A 21,269-nucleotide genomic window follows, 5' to 3' on the forward strand; every position below is an offset into this window, starting at 1 on the left:
AGGCCAGGATCGTGCCCTGAGCAGTTGACCGGAGGATGGCTGATGAACACGCAAGGGACAGAGATGTCGCCGAATCACAAGGCACCGGCTGAGGCTGTGGCGGCTCGGACGACGTCAACGCCGACTCGGGCAGCGTCGAGTCGGGCCGCTGGGGCAGACGTGTATTTCCCCGGCTCCCAGGGCCGCGGCTACGGCATGCGGCCTCCGGGCGGCAAGAACAGCCTGGCCGGGACCGCCATGGTGCTGGGCGTCATCGGCCTGATCACCTCGATCCTCTTCATCGGCGGCCTGCTCGGCGTCATCGGCCTGATCCTGGGCATCGTCGCCCTGACGACGACCAAGCGGACTGGCGTCGGCCGGGGCAAGGCCATCACCGGCGTGGTGACGTCGGCCATCGCGATCGTGGTGTCCATCCTGGTCGCGTTCTTCGTGGTCTGGTACGCCAACAACACGCAGGAGTGCTACCAGCCCGACAGCTTCCAGCAATACAAGCAGTGCGTCCACGAGCAGCTCACGGGAAACTGACCGGCGGTCGGCAGCACAGCCGGCAACGACCGCAGCCGCGGGGCACCGCCCGGGCGGCCGACGCAACGGCTTCTCAACGGCCGGCGAGTTCACGTCCCCGACGGCCTCGCCAACCTCCCGCGCACAAAAGGGCGGAAGGGCCAGTCACCTCTCCCCAGCAAGCAGGAGCATCTTTGTGCGAAACACACGAATGGCATCTCTTCTGGCCGTCGGCATCGCGACGACTTTCGTTTCGGGCGCTGACACCCGCAACGGCCTTTGCCGCATCTGAGGCCTCCGCTGCCAAGGACCCTCTGCGGCAGTACACGCAGCAGAAGCCCCAGTGGCAGCGCTGCGACGCGGGGAGCCCCACCACCTTTCAGTGCGCGGCTCTCAAAGTGCCGCTGGACTACAGCGATCCCGGCGGTAGGAAGATCGACATCGCGGTATCCCGGCTGAAGGCAAGCAGCGCCGAGGAACGTCGCGGCGCTCTGCTGTTCAACCCCGGCGGCCCTGGCGAGCCGGGCCTGAACATGCCTGTCGACCTGGGAGCGGACCTCCCCGGGCAAGTGAAGAGACAGTACGACCTCATCGGGTTCGACCCGAGGGGCGTCGGGCAGAGCTCCCCCGTCAGCTGCGGTCTGGCTGGCGACGAAAAGATCACTGAGCGCCCGTACAAGGCCGAGACATTCGCGAAGGATGTGCGGTGGGCCCGTACGGTGGCCGACAAGTGCCAGGCCAAGGGGGGTGACACGCTACGGCACTTCACCACCCGCAACACCGCTCGCGATATGGACGTCATCCGTGCCGTGCTGGGAGAGAGGAAGATCTCCTACCTGGGGTACTCCTACGGCACCTACCTCGGCGCCGTCTACACACAGATGTTCCCCCGACGTACCGACCGGTTCGTGCTGGACAGCGCAACCGACCCCACGCGGATCTGGCGGGGCATGTTCCAGGGGATGGCAGAGGGGACCGGGCCCGCCTTCACGCGATGGAGCAGGTGGACTGCCCAGCGACACACGACGTACGAACTGGGCAATACCCCAGCCGAGGTCCGCAAGACCTTCTGGGACCTGGTCGCCCATGCCAACCGCAAGCCCATCGACTCCGACGAGGGACCCCTCACAGGTGACGACATCCGCGCCAAGCGCCACAAGTTCTTCCGCGTTCAGGTAGCCGCCGAATGGGTCGCCGGGCTGAAGAAGGCGGCCGAGGGCAAGAAGCCGGCCTCGTCCGGCACGCCCGAGCGGGCGCTCACCCCCGCCCCGCCGGCGTTCGCCCGTGACGTTCCCCTGGACAATTCCGACGCCAGCGCTTGGGCTGTCCTGTGCACCGACGCCCGTACGTGGCCGAGCGACCCCGAGCAGTACCGCCGCGACGCGATCCGTGACAAGGCCCGGTATCCGCTGTACGGCGATTTCGCGTCCAACATCACACCGTGTGCCTTCTGGAAGCCGGGCAGCGAGCCCACGACAACGGTGAACAACAAGGTCAGAGTACTGATCCTGCAGAACGAGTGGGACCCCCAGACGCCCCTGGCCGCCGGCCAGGCCATGCACCGGGCCCTGCGCGGCTCCCGGATGGTCACCGTCGCCGGGGGAGAGGGGCACGGCGTCTACCCCTTCAAGTCCTGCGCGGACAAGAGCGCCACGGTCTACCTGACCACGGGCAGGCTCCCGGTCAAGGACCTGACCTGCCAAGCGCCGGCCGACGCGCGTTCACCCGCCGTTCCAGCGCACGTTGTCCAAGAGTCGCCCCAGAGGCTCCCCTTGTTGTGAATCAAGGCCATACGATGCGCATGCGAAGCGCGCGCCGCGCACAGGAACACAGGGGGATGCGCGATGTCCGGGAGACCGCATGACGGCATATCCGACGCCATGTCGGGCGGAGCGTGGGGCACGCTCCCCGAGGGTGTGGAGCTGTACCACCTGAGGCCGGACGGAGGCATCGAGCTGGCCGACCGCGAGGGCGCCCGCGAGCTGGGACCCGAGCGGGAGTTCCTCCGCTTCATCGATGACGGGCAGTTCGCCCACTACCTGGTGGGTGACGCGGCGACCTCCCCCGAACGTCCCTCGAACGCCACGGTCAAACTCGGTGTGGTGGGGCCGCGCAGCGCCTTCACTCCGCATGCCCACGGCGGTGAACACTTCGTCCTCAGCCTGGGCCATGCGGCGTGCGGCCTCCACGACGCGGACCGCGACCGGGTCGCCGAAGTACCGCTGACTCCCGGGATGTTGATACGGATTCCGGAGATGATGCCCCACTCCTTCGCGAACAGGGGCACCGATCCGCTGACGATCCTCGCAGCCAACACCGGTTACGGGATCGACCACGAGGACTACGCGATAACCGCCGGGGAGGCGGAGCGCCGCGCAACGGGCGACACCGCGACGGCCGGCCAGGTGGCCGTGGCCACCGCCACCGATTACCGCGCACTCGCCGCCGCCCTTCGCGACATCGAGCACCTTCAGCGGGACCGGGGCATCGCCACCACCACCGTCCGCGAGCGTCTGGCCGAACGACTGCGCCGTGTGGCGACCGCACTGGAGGTCCGCCGGTGATCTGTCCGCACTGCGAGAAGAACTTGCTCCGCAAGGAGCGTCCCAACAACACCTGCTCCCACTGCAGGCGCACGTACGCGCTCGACCCCAAGACCAACTCCCTCGGCCTCAGCGACCTGCGGGTGCGCAGGATCCTCGCCAAGGTGACGGAGGAGGGCAGGATCGCAGTGGCGCCGGACCAGTTGTGGTACGCGCTCTCTCGCAAGCGCCTCAAGGAGAGCCGGTTCGCGCCGGGGTGTGCGAGTGCCTCGCTCGGCGCGGGCCTGTTCGTCGGCGTCCTCGCCACCTTCACCGAGATCACGTACCTCCTCCTCATCTCGGGCGCCCTGTTGCTCGCCTCCGCGTGCTTCGCCTTGGCACGAGCCGCCGGTGTGGGCCGGGGCTTCCCGGTCATGAGCCGTGCGGCGTTCCGTTCGGAGGCGCTCGCACCCTGGCGGAACGTGTACGGCGGGCTGCCGCCCGGGGTGGTCGACGACACCCCTCCCATTCCCTCACGGGCCAGAGCTCGTGCGCCCTCCGACGCTCAGCCCGGTGCCGTACTCCTGTGCCCCGACCGCTCCATCACGGCGTTCCTGATCGCCGATGGACTGCCCGCCCGTTACGGGATCGCGCCGGCCAAGGATCTCGACGCAGTCCGGGCCCTGCCCACGCAGGGCCCGGTGATCGTGCTCCACGACGCCGACGCGCACGGGGAGCTCCTCGTCCGGCGCGTCCGCGAGAGTCTGGGGCAACGCACGGTGATCGACGCCGGACTGCCGCTGCGCACCGTCCGCGGTCTCGCCCAGGCCGTGCCCTACCGCGACCGGGGCGGTCGGCCCGACCGGGAGACCATGGCGCGGCTCACCGCACTCGGCGAGTTCACCGAGGAGGAGCTGAAGTGGCTGGGAAAGGGCTGGCGGTTCCCGCTCGTCGGCATGCCCCCTGCCCGGCTTCTCGCCGCCGTCACCCGGATCGCCGAACAGGTCACCCGGAACGTCGATCCGGAACGGCGCCGTGCCGCGTCCGTGGGATTCATGACCTGCCCCGGCCCGACGGCCCAGGACCGGGCGGGTGAGCGATGATCTGCCCCGCCTGCGCCGCCTCGCTCACGGGCAAGGAGCGCACCGGCCGGGTATGTGCGCGCTGCGGGAAGCGCTTCGCACTCGACCCTGCGGTCCACGGCACGGGCATGCACGACATCCGTATCCGGCGCATCGCGAAGCGCGCCACCGACCACGGCCGCCTGAAGATCACCCTGACTCAGCTCTGGTACCTGTCCCGCACCCGCAACTACGCGTGGGCCGAGCAGGATCCGCACGGTGTGCCGACCCGGATCCGCTGGCTCGTGGCTCTGCCGGTGGCCGTCGCCCTCCTCCTGTGCGCGGTCCTGACCGACGGTGTCCTCGCGTTCGTCGCCGGAGCCGGCGGGTGCGTCGTCCTCGTCGTCGCATCGGCCATCCGCCATCGCCCCGGTCGGCCGCCCCGTTCGCAGCTCATCCCCTCCGAAGAGACCTTCCGTCAGCTGATGGCGGGCGCCTGGTCGACGGCGTACGGCCGGCTGCCGAAAGGCGTCGTCGACGACGCGCGCCCCGTGCCCCGGCCGCGCAGCGCGAGCCGTTCCCGTGCCTCTGCTCCGTTGTCCCGGCCCGCGGCCGTGATTCTCTGCGCCGACCGGGTGGCAGCCCTCTTCCTCACGGCCAATGACATTCCCGGCCGGCTGGGGGCCGTCCTCCTGGAGGCCGCCGGCCCGGAGGGAACCGCGGGGCGCTCCGACGTCGTGGCAGGGGCCCTCAAGGAACTCGCGGCGTACCGCAGCGGGCTCCCGGTGGTCGTCCTGCACGACGCCGACCCGCTGGGCGTCCTGCTGGCACCGCTCATCCGTGCCGCGCAGCCCGACCGGGTCGTGGTGGACGCGGGCCTCCCCGTCTCCGCGGCCAGGGGCAAGCAGGGCGTCGTACGGCTCGCCCGGCACAATCGGTTAGCCGACGCGGAACAGCTCCGCACGGTCGCGGGTCTGCCCGAGGCCGACGCCAAGTGGCTCGCCGACGGCTTCTGGAGCCCGATCGCCGCCGTGCCGCCGCGCCTCCTCGAATCGATCGTCGTACGGGCGGTGGAGCGGGCCCTGACCACCCCGCTGCCCGGCCCCCGGCACGCCCACACCAACGGCTTCCTCACCTGGCCGCAGGCACCGCAGACCGCGCAGACCCCACGAGTGCGGGACACCGGCCGACCCGGCGCCGGCACGTCCAAGAAGGAAGGCACCGGCTCCGCATGACCACGCGACGCCCCCAGGCTCCCGGAAGCGGGACCTCCATCGCCCCGGCTCCCCGAACCGGCCGCGGGTCCGGCGCCCGCCTCCTCGATCTCGCGATCACCGGGGCCGCCGCCCGCGCCGCGGGCCCCGGCGGCATCAGGTTCACGGAACGGCAGCTCTACTACGAGACCTGTCGCGTCCTGAGCCCGGCCGCGACCCTGCTCACCCGCATCCCGCGGACCCCGGCCCCTCCCCTGCGTCTGCCCACATTCACGCGCGCCCTGGAGGCGCGGGGCAGGGAGACCGTGGAGGGCCTGCTCCCGCCGGTGCCGTCGGCGCCGCCACGGCCCCCGGCCACACCCGACTCCTCCGAACCCGACCTCTACGCCTACGGGCTGCCCCGCCTTCTCGTCTGCCAGGACCGCTCGATCGCCCGCATGCTGCTCGCCAACCATGTGCATCTGGAGGCGGGCTGCCCCGTCCTCGCGGCGGTCCATGCTCTGCCGCTCGCCGCTCGCCTCGTCGCGGCGCTGGAGCGGGCGGAGGGCGCGACGGTCCATGTGCTGCACGACGCGAGTCCTGAGGGCATCGATCTCCCCGCGCGGATCAGGGCCGCTCTCGGCCGCGTCCCCGGCATACGGGTGGCGTCGATCGGACTCGTACCCCGTCACGCGGCGGCTCTGCGACTTCCCACCGGCCGCGGCCCGGCACCGGCTCCGCCTCACGGACCCTGGCCCCCGGCGCTGCGGCCCCAGGAGGCCGCGTGGCTGGCGCGGGGACGGTTCACTCAGGTCGCGGCGGTGTCACCGCCCCGCCTGGTGCGTACGGTGCTGCGCCTCACACGGGGACCCCGACCGCCCCGGAACTCCATGTGGACCGAACTGCGCGGGCTGCGTACGACGGGTTTCCTGACCTGGCCCGCCTCATGACCCACCGCGTCACCCGCCCGCGAACCGCGGGGTGACCCGTCCGAGCGGGCCCTGGCTCCCGCGGCCACGACCGCCCCACAGACCCGAGGAATGCACCCGATGATCCGACCTCAAGAGATCGGCTACTCCGACGAACTGCTCGCCGACGGCAGTGTCCACCGGCGCTACGAGGACGGCCGGCAGGAGTGGCGCCACCGCGAGGGATCCCACCGCGACCTCGTGCGCTGGCACGACAACCGGAACGCCTCCGGCACCGACGAGCTCCTCGGCAACCGCATCATCAAGCGCACCCTCGCCGACGGCACGGTGACGTATGCCCGCGACATCGGATACGGCCGCACCCTGTGGGGCCGTAGCGAGACGGTGATGGTCAACCGGACATCGTTCGGCGGCAGGATGGGCGTCATGCTCGCGGGCCTGGGCGTGGCGGGCCTCGCCATCACCGCCGCCCAGCTGCCGCCGCTGAGCATGAGCCCGGAGGAGGAAGAGGAGCTCCGCCAGCAGCAGGCACAGAGCCAGTCGTCGTCCTCGGGCGACTCGGGCGCAGGCGGGAGCGGCGATTTTGGTGACGGCGGGACGGCCGACTGGGACGCGGGCTGGGACAACGGCGATGACGCCTGGAGCGACGACGACTTCGGCTGAGCCGGCCGCGTCGGCACCACCGGAGGCCGTAGCGGTGGCGGTAGCAGTACGACCAGAGAACACGAAGGAAAGGAGCCGTCCATGGCACGCTTCTGCGTCTGCCTGGCCCCGACCACCCGGCAGGCCCGGTCCCATGTCGAGGCGATGGGTGCGGCCGGGACCGGCCGGGCATCCGTGGACGTCGCCGGGGCTGATCTGGGACTGATCGCGGGCGAACCCGGCCGGGCCGAAGGCCCGTTCACGGCATACGGCCTGACGGCGGTCGGCGAGGTCACCCTCCACAACCGCCCGGCCCTCCTGTCCGCGTTGCACGCCGAGGGGACCCCCGTACCCGCCCGGTGCTCCGACGGTGAACTCCTGCTGCGCTGCTGGGCGCGGCTCGGCGACGCGGGGGTGGCGCTCGCCGAGGGCATGTTCGTGCTGGCCGTGCTGGACGGCAAGGACCTGATCCTGATCCGCGACCAGGTGGGCGCCCGGACTCTCTTCTATGCCCGCGCCGAAGGAGCCTGGGCGGCCTCGACCTCGCTGAGGGCGCTGCGGCGCTGGCCCGCACTCGGTACATCAATGAATCTGTCCGCGGTCCGTTCGTTCCTCACCTTCGCCTATCTGCCGGGCGAGGAGACGCTCCTGACCGGCGTGCGGGAGGTCCTGCCCGGGCGGGTGCTGCGACTGGCGGAGGACGGCACAGTCACCGAAGCGGTGCACTGGGAGCCCCGCGAGCACATCGCGCAGCCGGTGCCGCAGGATCCGACGGAGCATGTCCTGGCCCTGCGGGCGCTCCTGGAGCGGGCGACGACCGACAGGCTCCCGGAGGCGGAGCCGGCCGCGGTCCTTCTTTCCGGCGGGATCGACAGCTCCCTCGTCACCGCGCTGGCGGCGAAGCTCCACAGCCATCCGGTACACACGTACTCGATCAGCTTCGGCGACGAACTCCCCAACGAGCTGGGCTACTCGGGCCTGGTGGCCGCCCACTGCCATACCCGCCACCGGGTCCTGAACGTGTCGGGAAAGACGGTCGCCTCACGGCTCGCGGAGGCGGCTGCGCTCCTGGACAGTCCGGTGGGCGATCCGTTGACGGTCCCGAACCTGTTGCTCGCGGAGGCCGTGGCCGCGGACGGCGCCTCTGTGGTGCTCAACGGCGAGGGAGGCGACCCCGTGTTCGGCGGCCCGAAGAACCTCCCGATGCTGGTGCAGGAGATGCACCGTGAACCGGGGGCGCCCTGGGACGAGGACCGGGCGACGGCGTATCTGCGCTCGTACCGCAAGTGCTGGACGGACCTCCCGACGCTGCTGACCGCGCAGACGCTCGACGCGCTGCGGGACGCCCCGCGCCCCCAGCGGTTCGTGGAGCCGTATCTGACTCCGGGCGCCGACAGCCCGCACCGCATGGGCCATCTCCTCAACCAGCTCCTTCACTGCAATCTGCGGACCAAGGGCGCGCACCACATCCTGACAAAGGTGGAGCGCCTGACTGCGTCGCAAGGCATCGAGGGCCGGGCACCGCTCTTCGACCGCCGGGTCGTCGACCACGCGTTCGCGACGCCGCCGACGTACAAACTCCGTGGCTCGGCGGAAAAGTGGATCCTCAAGGAGGCCGCGCGCGACCTCCTGCCCGACACGGTCGTCGACCGTCCGAAGAGCGGGATGCGGGTGCCGGTGCAGCAGTGGCTGACGGGTCCTCTGCACGATCTCGGGAACGATCTGCTGCTGAGCCGGCAGTCGGCCCGCCGAGGCCTGTTCCGCCCGGACACGGTCCGCACCTGGATGAAGGGCGAGGGCACCCTTCTGCCCCGTCAGGGCGGCAAGCTGTGGCTGGTGCTGACGCTGGAACTGTGGCTGCGATCCTACGCGTTGTGACGAATGAGCAGCAGGAAGCGACGAGCGGGAAGCAACGATGAACACTGAACTCACCGACCCTCGCACGGGCCGTTCCCGCGGCACGGCGCCCGTCTCCCGCGAGCCCGAGGTGGCTGTGGCCGTGGCGGCGGCCCGTACGGCGCTGGGCACGTGGAGCGCCCTGACCCCCAGGGACCGGGCACGACGTCTGGACAGGCTGGCGACGCTGATCGAGGCCGGAGCGGCAGAGTACGCGGCTCGTGAGCGGGCCGGGACGGGCAAGCCGGATACGGAGACGGCGGGCGAGATCGAACAGGTGGCGGATCTGTTCCGCTTCTACGCGACGGCGGCACGGACCCGGACGGCCCCGGCGGCGGGCCGGCTGGTGTCCGGGCACGAGAGCTGGGTGCGCTGGGAGCCGATGGGCGTGGTCGGGGTGATCGTCCCCTGGAACTACCCGCTGATGATGGCGGCCTGGCGCTGCGCCCCGGCGCTCGCCGCGGGCAACACGGTGGTGGTGAAGCCGGCGGAGACCACTCCGGACACGCTGGAACTGCTGGCGGAGCACGCCGCGCGGACCCTGGGCGAGGGAGTGCTCCAGTCGCTTCCGGGAGACCGGCGGACGGGTCGGCTGCTGGTCGAGTCCCCGGTGGACATGGTCGCGTTCACGGGCAGCGGCCGGGCGGGCCTGGATGTGGCGGCACGGGCGGGCACGCGCCGGATCAGCCTGGAGCTGGGCGGCAACGCCCCGGCCGTCGTTCTCCCGGACGCCCCTGCGGACACGTATGCGTCGCTCGCGAAGGCGGCCACGTACAACGCGGGGCAGAGCTGCGCGGCGCCGGCCCGGGTCATCACGCTCACGGAGAACTACGAGTCGACGGTGGCCCGCCTGACGGAGGCGATGGGTGCCCGGCTGGCAGGCCGCGACTTCGGCCCGCTGAACAACCCGGACCAGGTGACGCGTTACGACTCCCTCGTCGCCTCCTCGTCGGCGAAGCGACAGTTGGCGGCGGACATCGCCGCCCCGCCCGGCGAGGAGCACGGCCACTGGCGCGCGGCCCTTCTCCTTGCGGATCTCCCGCACGACGACCCGACGGTCACCGAGGAAGTCTTCGGCCCGCTCCTCACGGTCCAGCACGCGGACACAGTGGAGGCGGCTCTGGCCCTGGCGAACAGTGTCCCGCAGGCCCTGGCGGCCAGTGTCTGGACGACCGGTCTCGGCACGGGGCTCGATCTCGCGGCCCGCCTCGACGCGGGCGAGGCCTGGCTCAACTGCCATCTGGTGCAGACGGCGGAGCTCCCGCACAGCGGGCGTGGCTCGTCCGGCCACGGCACGGACCTGAGCACTCTGGCGCTCCAGGAGTATCAACGGCCCAAGACGGTGACCGTACGGCTGGCGCCCGGCGTACCCGAGAGCTGAGGTGGAGAGTCACCGGACGACGGCGGGCGCGTGACGTCGTATGTGATGCGGTCGTGGGCGGACATCATGCGGTGTTACAACGAACGGGTCCTTCAGTGATCGGTGGTGGAGTGGGGGTTGGCGGCGGTGCCTTCGGTGCTGAGCAGCACGAATATCGAGGCGGGGCCGAGGCCCAGGGTCGTGCGGCGCTCGTCGGCGCAGTCGCCGGTGAGCGCGGCGCGGATTCCGGCCAGGGATGCGGCGCCGCAGGGACCGAAGGACACGCCGAGGGCAGCGAGATCACCGGCCGCACGAGCGCTGTCCTCGTCCCGGGCACGTCGGGCAAACAGCCCTCGGAGGCCCCAGCGCCGCTGATACCCCGGTGAACAGGACGCGCAACTCACCGGCGTCCCGGCGCGGCGACGTCTGAGCCATTGCTCAGGAGTTCTTCGAGCCGGGCTGCGCCCGTCGCCCCCGCAGCGGACCGGATCAGAATCGCGTCAAGGTCGCCGGGCCAGGCCCCCTACCCGCCGCTCACGGCCGATGCTGATCAGCGGCACCTGTCGCCCGGCCACGCAGGAAGGCCCTGTGACCGGGCGTGCGTGCGGCGTGAGGAGGCGCGTGCCGTGACGGAATCGGGCAGGAGACGGGGAAGGCTCAAGGTCTTCCTCGGGGCGGCCCCCGGCGTCGGCAAGACCTACCGGATGCTCGACGAGGGACACCGCAGAGCACAGCGGGGAACCGATGTCGTGGCGGCCTTCGTGGAATGCCACCACCGACCGCTCACCGAGGAGCTGCTCGACGGCCTGGAGGTCCTCCCCCGTGCCGCACGCTCCCACCGGGGCGGAGAGTTCAGCGAGTTGGACCTCGATGCGGTGCTGCGCCGACGTCCTCAGGTGGCGCTCGTCGACGAACTCGCTCACACCAATGTGTCCGGCGGCCGGCACGCCAAGCGCTGGCAGGACATCGAGGAACTCCTCACCGCCGGCATCGATGTCGTCACCGCGGTCAACATCCAGCACCTGGATTCCCTCAACGACGTCGTCGAGAAGATCACCGATGTGCCGCAGCCGGAGACCGTCCCCGACGAGGTGGTGCGCCGCGCCGATCAGATCGAGCTCGTCGACATGCCGGCCGAGGCGCTGCGCCGCCGGATGGCGCACGGGAACATCTACGCACCGGAGAAGATCGACGCCGCCCTGGCCAACTACTTCCGTCCCGGAAACCTCACCGCATTGCGGGAGTTGGCCCTGCTGTGGGTGGCGGGACGCGTCGACGAAGCGCTGCAGAAGTACCGCTCCGAACATGGCATAGAGCGCGTCTGGGAAACGCGCGAGCGAGTCGTGGTGGCGCTCACGGGTGGCGCCGAGGGCGAGACACTCATCCGCCGCGCGGCCCGGATCGCCGACCGTAGCGCAGGCGGTGACCTGCTGGCCGTGCACATCGTGCGCAGCGACGGGCTGACCGGCGGTGCCTCATCGGCTTCGCTGGCCCGCCAACGGGCGCTCGTCGAGAGCCTCGGTGGCAGCTATCACTCCGTCGTGGGCGACGATGTGGCCACCGCGCTCACTGAGTTCGCACAGGCCGAGAACGCCACGCAGCTGGTACTGGGCACCAGCAGGCGGCGGCGCCTGGAGCGGTTCCTCACCGGCCGCGGCATTGGCGAAACGATCGTCGAACTGTCGCAGGACATCGACGTGCACATGGTCACCCACGAGCGTGCCGGCGGAGGTCGGCTCCTGCCCTCGCGGCGGCGCACCCTGCCGACCGCGCGGCTCATCGCGGGGCCGGTGTCAGGCCTGGTTCTTCCGGTGGCTCTGACGTTCCTGCTGGACAGCACCCGAGGCAGCCTCAACCTGACGAGTGAGGCGCTGCTGTTTCTCGTGGTGGTGGTCGGGGTGGCCTGTGTCGGCGGAGTGGTGTCCGCGCTCGTCGCATCGGTGACGGCGTCCCTGCTGCTCAATTACTGGTTCATACCGCCGATCGGTGAGTTCACCATCTCCGAGCCCAACAACATCCTGGCACTCTTGGTGTTCGCGATCGTCGCAGCCACCGTGGCCGTGATCGTCGACCGGTCGCTGCGGCTGTCGCGCCGCGCCGCCCGGGCCACGGCCGAGGCGGAGACGCTGTCCTCGCTGGCCGGGTCCATCGTCCGCGGGGACCAAGCGATCCCGGCGCTGCTCGAACGTACGAGAGAGACCTTCTCAATGACCTCCGCCGAACTGCTCGCTCAGCCGACGACGGACGACGACGCCGTCCACGTACCGGTCGGTCCCGACGCCCACCTGGTGCTGCGGGGCCGCACCCTGCCCGCATCCGAGCTGCGTGTTCTGACGGCCTTCACCGCGCATGTCGCCGCGGCCCTCGAACGCGCACGCCTCGCCGAGGCCGCCGCCGAGATAGAGCCCGTGAAGGCTGCCGACCGGATGCGTACAGCGCTGCTCGCCGCCGTCAGCCACGATCTGCGCACCCCGCTGGCGGCCGGCTGGGCCGCCATCAGCTCCCTGCGCAGCACCGAGGTCGACTTCAGCGACGAGGACCGGGCCGAGCTGCTGGCGACGGCCGAGGAGTCCATGGCCCGGCTGAACCGGCTGGTGGACAACCTTCTCGACATGAGCCGGCTCCAGGCAGGGGCCCTCACCCTGAATCTGAGGGCCACCACCCTCGACGAAGTGCTGCCGGCAGCTCTGGACTCGCTGCCCTGCGACCCGACCGACGTGAAGGTCCGGATCTCCGAGGACGCGCCCGCCGTTCTGGCGGATCCGCCCTTGTTGGAACGCATCATCGCCAATCTCGTCGGGAACGCCGTCCGTTACACCCCGCCGGACCGCTCGGTCGTGATCACCGCGAGCGCGCTGGCCGACCGGGTCGAGTTCCGCATCATCGACCGCGGCCCCGGTCTGCCGGTCACCGACCGTGAGCGGGCCTTCGTGCCCTTCCAGAGACTGGGCGACACGGACAACACGACCGGGGTCGGGCTCGGCCTCGCGCTCGCCCGGGGCCTGGCCGAGGCGATGGGTGGCACCCTTGCGCCGGAAGACACCCCCGGCGGGGGCCTGACCATGACCCTGTCGCTTCCCGCCGCCGTACGGGAGCTCTCGTGAAGCGCGTGCTCGTGGTCGACAGCGAACCCAGGATGCTCAGTGGCCTGAGCACCGCACTCCGGGCCCGCGACTGCGGCGCCAGGCGGTGCGCGCGACGGCGGGGATGCGACCGCGTGTGGCGAAACAGATGGCCGGATCGATCAGGAATCGAGAAGCGCGGGTCACGAAGCCGCTCCTAGTCTGACCGTCATGGACATCACCATTCACACGAGTTTCCTCCCGCATGACGACCCGGACGCGTCCCTGGCCTTCTACCGCGACGCCCTCGGCTTCGAGGTCCGCAGCGACGTCGGACAGGGCAAGATGCGCTGGATCACGGTCGGCCCCGCCGGCCAGCCCGGCACGTCCATCCTCCTGGCGCCGCCGGCCGCCGACCCCGGGGTCACCGAGGACGAGCGCCGCACCATCGCCGAGATGATGGCCAAGGGCACCTACGGCTGGATCCTGCTGGCCACCCGGGACCTCGACGGCACTTTCGAGAAGCTGCAGGCCGGCGACGCCGAGGTCGTCCAGGAGCCGACCGAGCAGCCGTACGGCATCCGCGACTGCGCCTTCCGCGATCCCGCGGGCAACCTGGTCCGCGTCCAGGAGCTTCGCTGAGCCGTCCGGTCATCGGTTCGGCCATGCTGGCCGGCGTCGCGATCACCTGCGAAGAATGCGGCGGCCGGCGCTCCCGGGCCGCTGTCCTCGACCACCCCCTCGGCGGCCGCACCATCGCACAGGTGCTCGCGATGTCGGTCGCCGAGGCCGAGGCGCGCACGCCGGCCGCCCACAAGGGCGGCGTCTGCATCCTCGCCGAGCCGACCACCGGCCTCCATCCCACCGACGTCGAGCAGTTGCTCGGCCTGCTCGACCGGCTCGTCCACTCCGGCAAGCCGGTCATCGCCATCGAGCACCTCGCCGCCTGCCTCGGCATGCAATCCAGGTGCTCGCGGACATCGATGAAAAGGAGTTCTCCCATGTGTCACCCCTCGTGGGGGCGTGCACGCACCGCGGCGCAGCGCCTGAGCGACCTTGCGCGACTGCGCCGCGTCCGCGACAGGATCGACCGGGAGTACGCGCAGCCGCTGAACGTCGAGGCACTCGCCCGCGGCGTGAACATGTCCGCCGGCCACCTCAGCCGCCAGTTCCGGCTGGCCTACGGCGAGCCGCCGTACGCGTACCTTATGACGCGTCGTATCGAGCGCGCGACGGCGCTGCTGCGTCGTGGCGACCTCAGCGTCACCGAGGTCTGCTTCGCGGTCGGCTGCTCATCGCTGGGCACCTTCAGCACCCGCTTCACCGAGCTGGTCGGCATGCCGCCCAGCGACTACCGGCGCCGCGCAACGGGCGCTGCGGGGATGCCACCGTGTGTGGCAAAACAGGTGACAAGACCGGTCAGGAATCAAGAAGCGCCGGTCGCCGAGCCGCAACTAGCGTGATGGCCATGGCATCCATCGAATCCGTCACCCTCGACGTGGCCGACCCCACGGCCGCCAACCGCTTCTGCACCACCGCCTTCGGTTTGGACACACAGGTGCGCCTGCGGGCCTCGCAGGCACCGACGACCGGCTTCCGTGGGTTCACGCTGTCGCTCACGGTGTCCCAGCCGGCCACCGTCAACGGCTTCATCGACGCCGCCCTCGACGCCGGCGCCACGCCGCTGAAGCCTGCCGCGAAGTCGCTCTGGGGCTACGGCGGTGTCGTACAAGCCCCGGACGGGACGATCTGGAAGGTCGCGACCTCGGCCAAGAAGGACACCGGCCCTGCCACCCGGCAGATCGACGAGATCGTGCTCCTGCTGGGAGTCGCGGACGTGGCCGCGAGCAAGCGGTTCTACGTCGACCAAGGCCTGGCGGTGGCAAAGAGCTTCGGTAGCAAGTACGTCGAGTTCGCTGCTGGGTCGGGACCCGTCAAGCCGGCGCTGTACAGGCGCCGTGCCCTTGCCAAGGACGCCGGTGTCTCTCCCGACGGCACCGGATCGCACCGGCTCGTGATCGGTGGCGATGCCGGGCCTTTCACCGACCCGGACGGGTTTGCATGGGAGGCCGCATCGCCGGCACCCGCGCCCTGAGTGTCACTGCTGCCCGCCCTGCCTGGTCGCCGATCACGAGACGGCCGCCGGGCTCGGGGCGGTGCCGGGTGCCGAGCTGATGCGCCCGCCGCAGCCGACCACCATCGTCACTCGGACCGAGTCCATCGCACGCCTTGCCGGCCCTGGGGTTCGGGCACTGTCGCTGCCGCGCGAAGCCCACGGCCTCGGTGAACCGACGATGACCGACGCAGCCCCTCCCCTGGAGGAAGGGCTTTCCACGAAGTGACTGGAGGAAGTACGACGGGCGCGCCGCCGCGTGGGCTTGAGGAGAGACTGCGGGCCACTCGCGCGAAACTGGAGAGCGACGTCGATCTCTAGGGCGCGGCGTCGGGCTCCCGGGCGGCGTCCACCTCATCCCGCTCTCGTACCTCTGGGACGGGACCGCGTTCCTCATCTCGACGCCGCTCGCCTCGGTCACCGGCCGCAACCTGCTGGCGGACGGCCGGGGGCGACTCGGCCTCGGGCCGACCCGCGACGTCATCGTCGACGGCACCGCCGAGCCGGTGGACATCGCCGGCCTCGGCCCGGAGACGGGCGACGCGTTCGCGACCAAGCCCGGTTTCGGCCCGCGCGAGCTCGACGAGCCCTACCAGTACTTCCTGATCCGGCCGCGGCGCATCCGGGCATGGCGGGAGGCGGACGAGCTGCGAGTACGCGACCTCATGCGCGACGGCCGCTGGCTCGCCTGCTGCGCAGTCCCGAGCGGCTGCCAGCGGAAGAAGCGCTGCTCAGCGAGGTCTGGGGTGATGAACACCGCGAGGACTACCACTCCTGCGGGTGTACATGGCCACGCTGCGGCAGAAGCTGGAAACCGACCCGCCGATCCTCGCCCATCCTCAGCATTTGATCACCGAACCGGGTCTCGGCTACCGCTTCCGGCGGTGAGGGAGCATCGTGGGAGTCAGACCTCAGGAGGCGCTCATGTCCGGTTTCCCGCTGCGGGACAGAGTGGCTGTGGCCGCGGCCCTGGCCTGCCCGCCCGCCGTCGCCGGAATCCTCGTGCCCTTCCGTACGGACCTCACGAGTACGAACACGGCGCTGATCCTCGTCGTGGTCGTCGTGGCGGTCGCCGCAATCGGAAACCGGGTGGCAGGCGCGCTCGCCGCGCTCTCGGCCGCCGTCTGGTTCGACTTCTTCCTCACCAAGCCGTACCAGCACTTCACCATCGACGATCCCAACGACATCCAGACGGCCGCGCTACTCCTGGTGGTCGGCCTGATCGTCTCGCAGTTGGCTGCGCGGGCCCGGCGGCTCCACGTGGTCACTATCACCGACGCGGGCCACCTGGCCGCCATCCATGACACTGCGCAGCTGGCGCAGTCGACGACTTCCCCCGACGCGGTGGTCGACCATGTCCGGGGCGAGCTGACCCGGCTGCTCGGGTTGAAGGGCTGCCGGTTCGAGTACGGAACGCTGCTCGGGCACCCGCCGCGGCTGGAACAGGACGGTGACGTGGTCGTCGGGCGGCGAACGTGGGACATGGAGCGGAGGGGCTGGCCGGAGGAGGCGATCGAGCTGCGCGCGACCGGCAACGGCCACTACTACGGCAGGTTCATGCTCGTGCCGACGCCCGGCGCGGAGCCTGCCTCGTTGCAGGCGAGACTGGTAGCGGTGACCCTGGCCGACCAGGCGGGGGCGGCCATGGCCACGATCGGCACGAGGGAACGCGGCTGACGGGGCGCAGCGCCGGGCGATGCGAGGTCGCGGGCAAGGTCTTCCGAGGCCTTGTTCGCCCGGCCGGAACGCCACCGCATACCTCGGGCCTCGCCACTCTGGCCGTTTTCTCCGCCACGGGCAGGGACGATCCGCGCAGCGAGGACGGTGCGGAGACGCCCGGCGAGGACGGTACCCAGCTGTTGCCGGACACCGTCACCTCGTACCACAGCCAGTTCACACACGGCCGGCTGATGCTGGAGGAAGTCACCCACGACCGTGTCCCGGAGACCCCCGCAGACTCGTGTACGGTCGGCGGATGGTTGCGCGACCGGTTCACGCATCTGCCGTGGAAGGTGTTCGTCTCCCGCGAAATGATGTCTGTCTTCGGTGTGCTGGCAGCGGTTGTGGCGCTTCTTTCTCTCGCCACCTACTGCACGGTCGACGACGTACCGCTGTGGAAGGCGGTGTACCTGCCCCTGCTGGACATCTTCACCATGGGCGATCCGGCCACCGACGAATCCCGGGCGCGCAAGGTCCTTCAGCTGATCGCGGGCTTCACCGGCCTCGCAATACTGCCCCTTGTCGTTGCCGCCACGATCAACGCCACCGGCGCCTTCCGCACCGCCTCGATCAGCCACCCGCCCACCGACACGGAACGGACGGCTGGTGCAGGACATATCAGCTCCTTCACGGTCGGCGGTCGTCGGGAGCGTTACGGGCATGGGTGCGCGCGGTTCAGAGACCGACGTCGCGGCCGTTGATGTCGGCGAGGGATTCGCGGCGGACCAGTAGCCGCGCACGGCCGTCGTGGACGGCGACCACCGGCGGGCGGCCGACCGCGTTGTAACTGGACGCCATGGAGAGGTGGTAGGCGCCGGCGACCGGGATGGCGACCAGGTCGCCCGGGCGGATGTCGCCCGGCATGGCCACATCGGCGGCGAGCACATCACCCGCCTCGCAATGCCGGCCGACGACGGTCGCCGTGCAGGGCTCGGCCGTCGAGCGACGGCCGATGAGCCGGGGTGCGTAGCGGACGCCGTACAGCGCGGGCCGCGGGTTGTCGCTCATTCCGCCGTCCACGGCGACGAAGATCCGGTCGCCGGTCCTCTTGACGGCAAGCACCCGGTAGAGCGCCACACCTGCGGGCCCGACCAGCGCACGGCCGGGCTCGACGGTGAGCCGGGGCACGGGGATCCCGGCCGCGGCGCAGCTCGTAACCAGTTCGCGGCGGATGCGGGCACCGAGGGACGGTATGTCGAGCGCGGTCTCCCCCGGCCGGTAGGCGACCGCGTGCCCGCCGCCCAGGTCCAGCTCCGGCAGGACGATTCCGTGCTGGTGGCGGATCTGGGCAAGCAGCCCGACCACCCGTCGCAGCGCAGTCAGGTAGGGCTTGACCGTGGTGATCTGCGAGCCGATGTGGCAGTGCAGTCCGACCAGTTCCAGTCGCTGTTGGTCGAGTATCCGGGCGATGGCGTGCTGAGCGCTCCCGTCGGTGATCGACAGCCCGAACTTCTGGTCGTCCGTGCCTGTGCGGATCGCGGCGTGGCTGCCCGCGCTCACGCCCGGAACCACGCGCACCAGCACCTTCTGGCGGCCGCTGGCCGGGATGAGCGCGGACAGCCGGGCGATCTCCCACGCGCTGTCGATGACGATCCGTCCGACGCCCAGGCGCAGTGCGGCGCTCAGGTCGTCCGGACTCTTGGCGTTGCCGTGCAGCACGATGCGCTCGGGCTGGAAGCCGGTGGTGACGGCGAGTTCCAGCTCGCCCGCGGAACAGACGTCCAGGCCGAGGCCCTCCTCCTGCACCCAGTGCAGGAGGGCGCGGCACAGGAAGGCCTTCGCCGCGTAGACGACATCGGTGTCCGGGAAGGCCCGCAGGTAGGTGCGGCAGCGCTCCCGCACCTCGCCCTCGTCGAGGAGATAGACCGGGGTACCGAACCGCTCGCCCACCTCGACCAGGGAGACGCCTCCCACCGCGACATCACCGCGGGAGCCGAGCCGCGCCGACGCGGGCCAGACGGACAGACTTGCGGCGTTGCCCGGCGGCACGGGGGCAACGTGCGGCATGGTCGGTGCCGGCGCAGGAACGGACAGTCCTGGCAGTGTTGTGGTCATGGTGTTCCCTCAGCCGATCAAGAGGTTGATGCAGGAGACAACGACTGTGTGCCGGTCACGCGGACAACATCGACCGCTCGCAGATCCCGGTCCGGCCGGTGCTCGCGCTGCGGCGCAGGGGCCGGACGGCCGGTGAACGTCACAGCGGGTGAGGCACTGGGCCCGGGGGCAGCGAGTAGCGGGTCGACGACGAGGTCGACAACCCCCAAGGGCGCGACGAGGGCACGTACCGCCGACTCGGCGAGCCGGATCCAGGTCTGCCGCTGTCCCAGGGTGAGGGTCAATCGTCGCTCGTCGGTGAAGGCGACTGCGGTGCGGACGCCAAGGGGCGTACGGAAGAGGCGGGCACAGTAGCCCACGGGCCCCGGCCGGACGGGAACGAACAACGCTCCGGTCCGGTTCGATCGAAGGGGGTCGGGGTCCTCGGCACACTGGTTGTCGTTCATGGCACTCCTCATGGAGACGGGTACATCACCCCGGACTACTGGCGAGCCGGGGCATACCGGTGACGCTATGCCCGCTCCTACCGGGCCGGAGGTCTCCGTTAGCGGCCCCTTGATCCCGCACACCCGACCCTTGACGCGCGATTGACGACGGCTACTCGTACGGCCCCGTTCGGCGCGGTGGGGCTCGCTCGCCGGGCGGGCCGCGCGTTCGAAGAAGCGGAGCATCTCCACCGGGAACGGCATGACCAGGGTCGAGTTCTTCTCCGCGGCGACCTCCACCACCGTCTGGAGCAGCCGCAGTTGCAGCGCCGATGGGTTCTCCTGCACAGCCCGACCCGCCTCGGCCAGCTTCTGTGACGCCTGGAGCTCGCCGTCCGCGGTGATGACGCGGGCGCGCCGTTCGCGGTCGGCCCCCGCCTGGCGGGCCATGGACCGCTTCATGGACTCGGGCAGCGCCACGTCCTTGATCTCCACCCGGTCGATGTGGATGCCCCAGCCCACCGCCGGCGTCTCCAGCCTCATGCTTCGGTACCTCACCCGGGGCCAGGTGGAGGTCGGGGCAGCCCTTGCGCTGCCGCCGACCGTGTGCGCGGTGCTGGTGCCCTTCGTGGCCGACATGTCCAACACCAACGCAGCCCTGGCACTCGTCGTCGTCGTGGCTGCCGTGGCCGCCCTGGGCCATCGCCTCGCCGGTGCGCTCACGGCCCCGTCCGCGGCGGTGCGGTTCGACTTCTTCCTCACCCGCCCCTACGGACAGTTCACCATCATCGATGCCGCCGGCGTCATCACCGCCGTGCTGCTCCTCGTCGTCGGCATCGCCGTCTCCCAGCTCGCGGCCCGGGCCCGCGAGCTGAAGGCGATCGCCCTCACCGACGACGACTACCTGGCACAGATCCACCACACCGCCCGGCTGGCCGAGACCGCCACCAGCCCGCACACCGTGATCGACCATGTGTGTCGGCAGCTCGTGGGACCGCTCAGGTTGAGTGGCTGCCGCTTCGAGTACGGCACCCTCATCGGACGCCCGCCCCGTCTGGAGGAGGACGGCACCATTTCCTGGGACCACCGGCGCTGGGACGCCGACCGCGACGGCCTGCCCCGCGAGGAGCTGGAACTGCGGGTCTTCCACAACGGACGCTTCCACGGCCGGTTCCTGCTCCGGCCCGCGCCCGGGGCGGCACCCCCACTCGCCGCGCGTCTGGTCGCGGTGACCCGAGCGCCCGGCCACAACTCGTAGGACGCCAAACGCAAGAGGCGACGACGAGAAGGCTCTCCAGATCTGTCACCGACCCGCAATTGCGACAACGAGCAGCGTCACCGAGAGCAGCACGACGAGGGCGCCCCCGGCGATGAATGCCCGTTCAGGACCCAAGCGTTCCCACCCGTGGACGACGACGTTTCGCGGGTCGGCCGGATCGTAGGAGACAAGTACGTTGTCACCGTCGGTGAACGGGTGTCGCCGGGTGGGGGGAACGGGACAGGCGACTTCCATCACCCTGTCGTCCTCCGTCACGAACTGGAGGAGCGGGTGCAGTGGGGCCGACTCCTCACGGCCCCCTCCCGGGCGTCGCTTGACCAGCGCCTGGACACGCACGCCGGTCTCTCTCACTCTCTGTGCCTGACGCAAGCCATAGGCCCCCACAAGGACGGCGAGCAGGCCGCCGAACGCGGCGATCCCCGTAAGCACGGCCACGGCCCCCACGTCCACGTCACGCTCCCACGCCGGTGTATGTCCTCGCCTCGGCCGCCCTCGCATCGGCACTCCCG

Annotated in this window: 20 protein-coding genes and 1 pseudogene; 16 read left to right on the plus strand and 5 right to left on the minus strand. The window is 70.7% G+C overall.

Features of this window, described 5'->3' with window-relative positions:
• The first annotated feature begins 159 nt into the window (after positions 1 to 159).
• The 9 genes from ACZ7IB_RS30320 (at position 160) to ACZ7IB_RS30360 (ending at position 10,128) form a co-directional block, all read left to right on the plus strand.
• Positions 160 to 525, plus strand: coding sequence for a DUF4190 domain-containing protein (locus ACZ7IB_RS30320; RefSeq protein WP_470916980.1), 366 nt, complete (start codon positions 160 to 162; stop codon positions 523 to 525).
• Positions 526 to 902: 377 nt separating this feature from the next.
• The gene (locus ACZ7IB_RS30325; protein WP_470916981.1) at positions 903 to 2,285 is read left to right on the plus strand and encodes an alpha/beta hydrolase; all 1,383 of its coding nucleotides are present in this window, start codon (positions 903 to 905) and stop codon (positions 2,283 to 2,285) included.
• A gap of 63 nt (positions 2,286 to 2,348) precedes the next feature.
• The gene (locus ACZ7IB_RS30330) at positions 2,349 to 3,068 is read left to right on the plus strand and encodes a cupin domain-containing protein (RefSeq protein WP_470916982.1); all 720 of its coding nucleotides are present in this window, start codon (positions 2,349 to 2,351) and stop codon (positions 3,066 to 3,068) included.
• Entirely contained in the window at positions 3,065 to 4,129 is a 1,065-nt protein-coding gene (locus ACZ7IB_RS30335) for a hypothetical protein (protein WP_470916983.1), read from the plus strand. The genes ACZ7IB_RS30330 and ACZ7IB_RS30335 overlap by 4 nt, the downstream gene beginning before the upstream one ends.
• Positions 4,126 to 5,322, plus strand: a complete 1,197-nt coding sequence (locus ACZ7IB_RS30340; RefSeq protein ID WP_470916984.1) for a hypothetical protein — start codon at positions 4,126 to 4,128, stop codon at positions 5,320 to 5,322. The genes ACZ7IB_RS30335 and ACZ7IB_RS30340 overlap by 4 nt, the downstream gene beginning before the upstream one ends.
• A complete protein-coding gene (locus ACZ7IB_RS30345; RefSeq protein WP_470916985.1) occupies positions 5,319 to 6,230 on the plus strand; it encodes a hypothetical protein in 912 nt (303 codons plus the stop codon). Before ACZ7IB_RS30340 ends, ACZ7IB_RS30345 begins: the two co-directional genes overlap by 4 nt.
• 99 nt (positions 6,231 to 6,329) lie before the next feature.
• Positions 6,330 to 6,872, plus strand: coding sequence for a hypothetical protein (locus ACZ7IB_RS30350; protein ID WP_470916986.1), 543 nt, complete (start codon positions 6,330 to 6,332; stop codon positions 6,870 to 6,872).
• Between the two features lie 81 nt (positions 6,873 to 6,953).
• On the plus strand, positions 6,954 to 8,729 hold the full coding sequence (locus tag ACZ7IB_RS30355) for an asparagine synthetase B family protein (protein ID WP_470916987.1): 1,776 nt from the start codon (positions 6,954 to 6,956) through the stop codon (positions 8,727 to 8,729).
• Between the two features lie 37 nt (positions 8,730 to 8,766).
• Positions 8,767 to 10,128, plus strand: a complete 1,362-nt coding sequence (locus ACZ7IB_RS30360) for an aldehyde dehydrogenase family protein (protein WP_470916988.1) — start codon at positions 8,767 to 8,769, stop codon at positions 10,126 to 10,128.
• A 92-nt stretch (positions 10,129 to 10,220) separates the two neighbouring features.
• Here the strand turns inward: ACZ7IB_RS30360 and ACZ7IB_RS30365 are convergent, their stop codons facing one another.
• Complete coding sequence (locus tag ACZ7IB_RS30365; protein WP_470916989.1) at positions 10,221 to 10,391, minus strand: hypothetical protein; 171 nt, start codon at positions 10,389 to 10,391, stop codon at positions 10,221 to 10,223.
• Between the two features lie 342 nt (positions 10,392 to 10,733).
• Here ACZ7IB_RS30365 and ACZ7IB_RS30370 point away from each other — a divergent pair, with 342 nt between their 5' ends.
• The 6 genes from ACZ7IB_RS30370 to ACZ7IB_RS30395 all read left to right on the plus strand — a co-directional run bounded on the left by ACZ7IB_RS30370 (position 10,734) and on the right by ACZ7IB_RS30395 (position 17,702).
• Entirely contained in the window at positions 10,734 to 13,211 is a 2,478-nt protein-coding gene (locus tag ACZ7IB_RS30370) for a sensor histidine kinase (RefSeq protein WP_470916990.1), read from the plus strand.
• Between the two features lie 189 nt (positions 13,212 to 13,400).
• The gene (locus ACZ7IB_RS30375; RefSeq protein ID WP_470916991.1) at positions 13,401 to 13,811 is read left to right on the plus strand and encodes a VOC family protein; all 411 of its coding nucleotides are present in this window, start codon (positions 13,401 to 13,403) and stop codon (positions 13,809 to 13,811) included.
• A gap of 359 nt (positions 13,812 to 14,170) precedes the next feature.
• Positions 14,171 to 14,632: a helix-turn-helix transcriptional regulator gene (locus ACZ7IB_RS30380; protein WP_470917046.1), complete on the plus strand. Its 462-nt coding sequence runs from the start codon at positions 14,171 to 14,173 to the stop codon at positions 14,630 to 14,632.
• Positions 14,633 to 14,637: 5 nt separating this feature from the next.
• A complete protein-coding gene (locus ACZ7IB_RS30385; protein ID WP_470916992.1) occupies positions 14,638 to 15,264 on the plus strand; it encodes a glyoxalase in 627 nt (208 codons plus the stop codon).
• A 942-nt stretch (positions 15,265 to 16,206) separates the two neighbouring features.
• Positions 16,207 to 16,959: a DUF4118 domain-containing protein gene (locus ACZ7IB_RS30390; RefSeq protein ID WP_470916993.1), complete on the plus strand. Its 753-nt coding sequence runs from the start codon at positions 16,207 to 16,209 to the stop codon at positions 16,957 to 16,959.
• A gap of 182 nt (positions 16,960 to 17,141) precedes the next feature.
• Positions 17,142 to 17,702, plus strand: coding sequence for a hypothetical protein (locus ACZ7IB_RS30395; RefSeq protein ID WP_470916994.1), 561 nt, complete (start codon positions 17,142 to 17,144; stop codon positions 17,700 to 17,702).
• On the opposite strand, the gene lysA is transcribed toward ACZ7IB_RS30395, so the two are convergent.
• The 3 genes and pseudogenes from lysA to ACZ7IB_RS30410 all read right to left on the minus strand — a co-directional run.
• Positions 17,677 to 19,008, minus strand: coding sequence for a diaminopimelate decarboxylase (lysA, locus tag ACZ7IB_RS30400; RefSeq protein ID WP_470917047.1), 1,332 nt, complete (start codon positions 19,006 to 19,008; stop codon positions 17,677 to 17,679). The two genes, ACZ7IB_RS30395 and lysA, sit on opposite strands and share 26 nt — an antisense overlap.
• Before the next feature lie 65 nt (positions 19,009 to 19,073).
• The gene (locus ACZ7IB_RS30405; RefSeq protein WP_470917048.1) at positions 19,074 to 19,514 is read right to left on the minus strand and encodes an SAV_915 family protein; all 441 of its coding nucleotides are present in this window, start codon (positions 19,512 to 19,514) and stop codon (positions 19,074 to 19,076) included.
• Between the two features lie 176 nt (positions 19,515 to 19,690).
• A pseudogene (locus ACZ7IB_RS30410) lies at positions 19,691 to 20,012 on the minus strand (SPFH domain-containing protein); the annotation flags it as partial.
• Between ACZ7IB_RS30410 and ACZ7IB_RS30415 the strand changes: the two are divergent.
• Entirely contained in the window at positions 19,990 to 20,739 is a 750-nt protein-coding gene (locus ACZ7IB_RS30415) for a DUF4118 domain-containing protein (RefSeq protein ID WP_470916995.1), read from the plus strand. The pseudogene ACZ7IB_RS30410 and the gene ACZ7IB_RS30415 sit on opposite strands and share 23 nt — an antisense overlap.
• 45 nt (positions 20,740 to 20,784) lie before the next feature.
• On the opposite strand, the gene ACZ7IB_RS30420 is transcribed toward ACZ7IB_RS30415, so the two are convergent.
• Positions 20,785 to 21,210 (minus strand): DUF3592 domain-containing protein, encoded by a 426-nt coding sequence (locus ACZ7IB_RS30420; RefSeq protein ID WP_470916996.1) that lies wholly within the window; start codon positions 21,208 to 21,210, stop codon positions 20,785 to 20,787.
• Between the last annotated feature and the right edge of the window lie 59 nt (positions 21,211 to 21,269).

It is taken from the genome of Streptomyces sp. NPDC037301 (assembly GCF_055602785.1).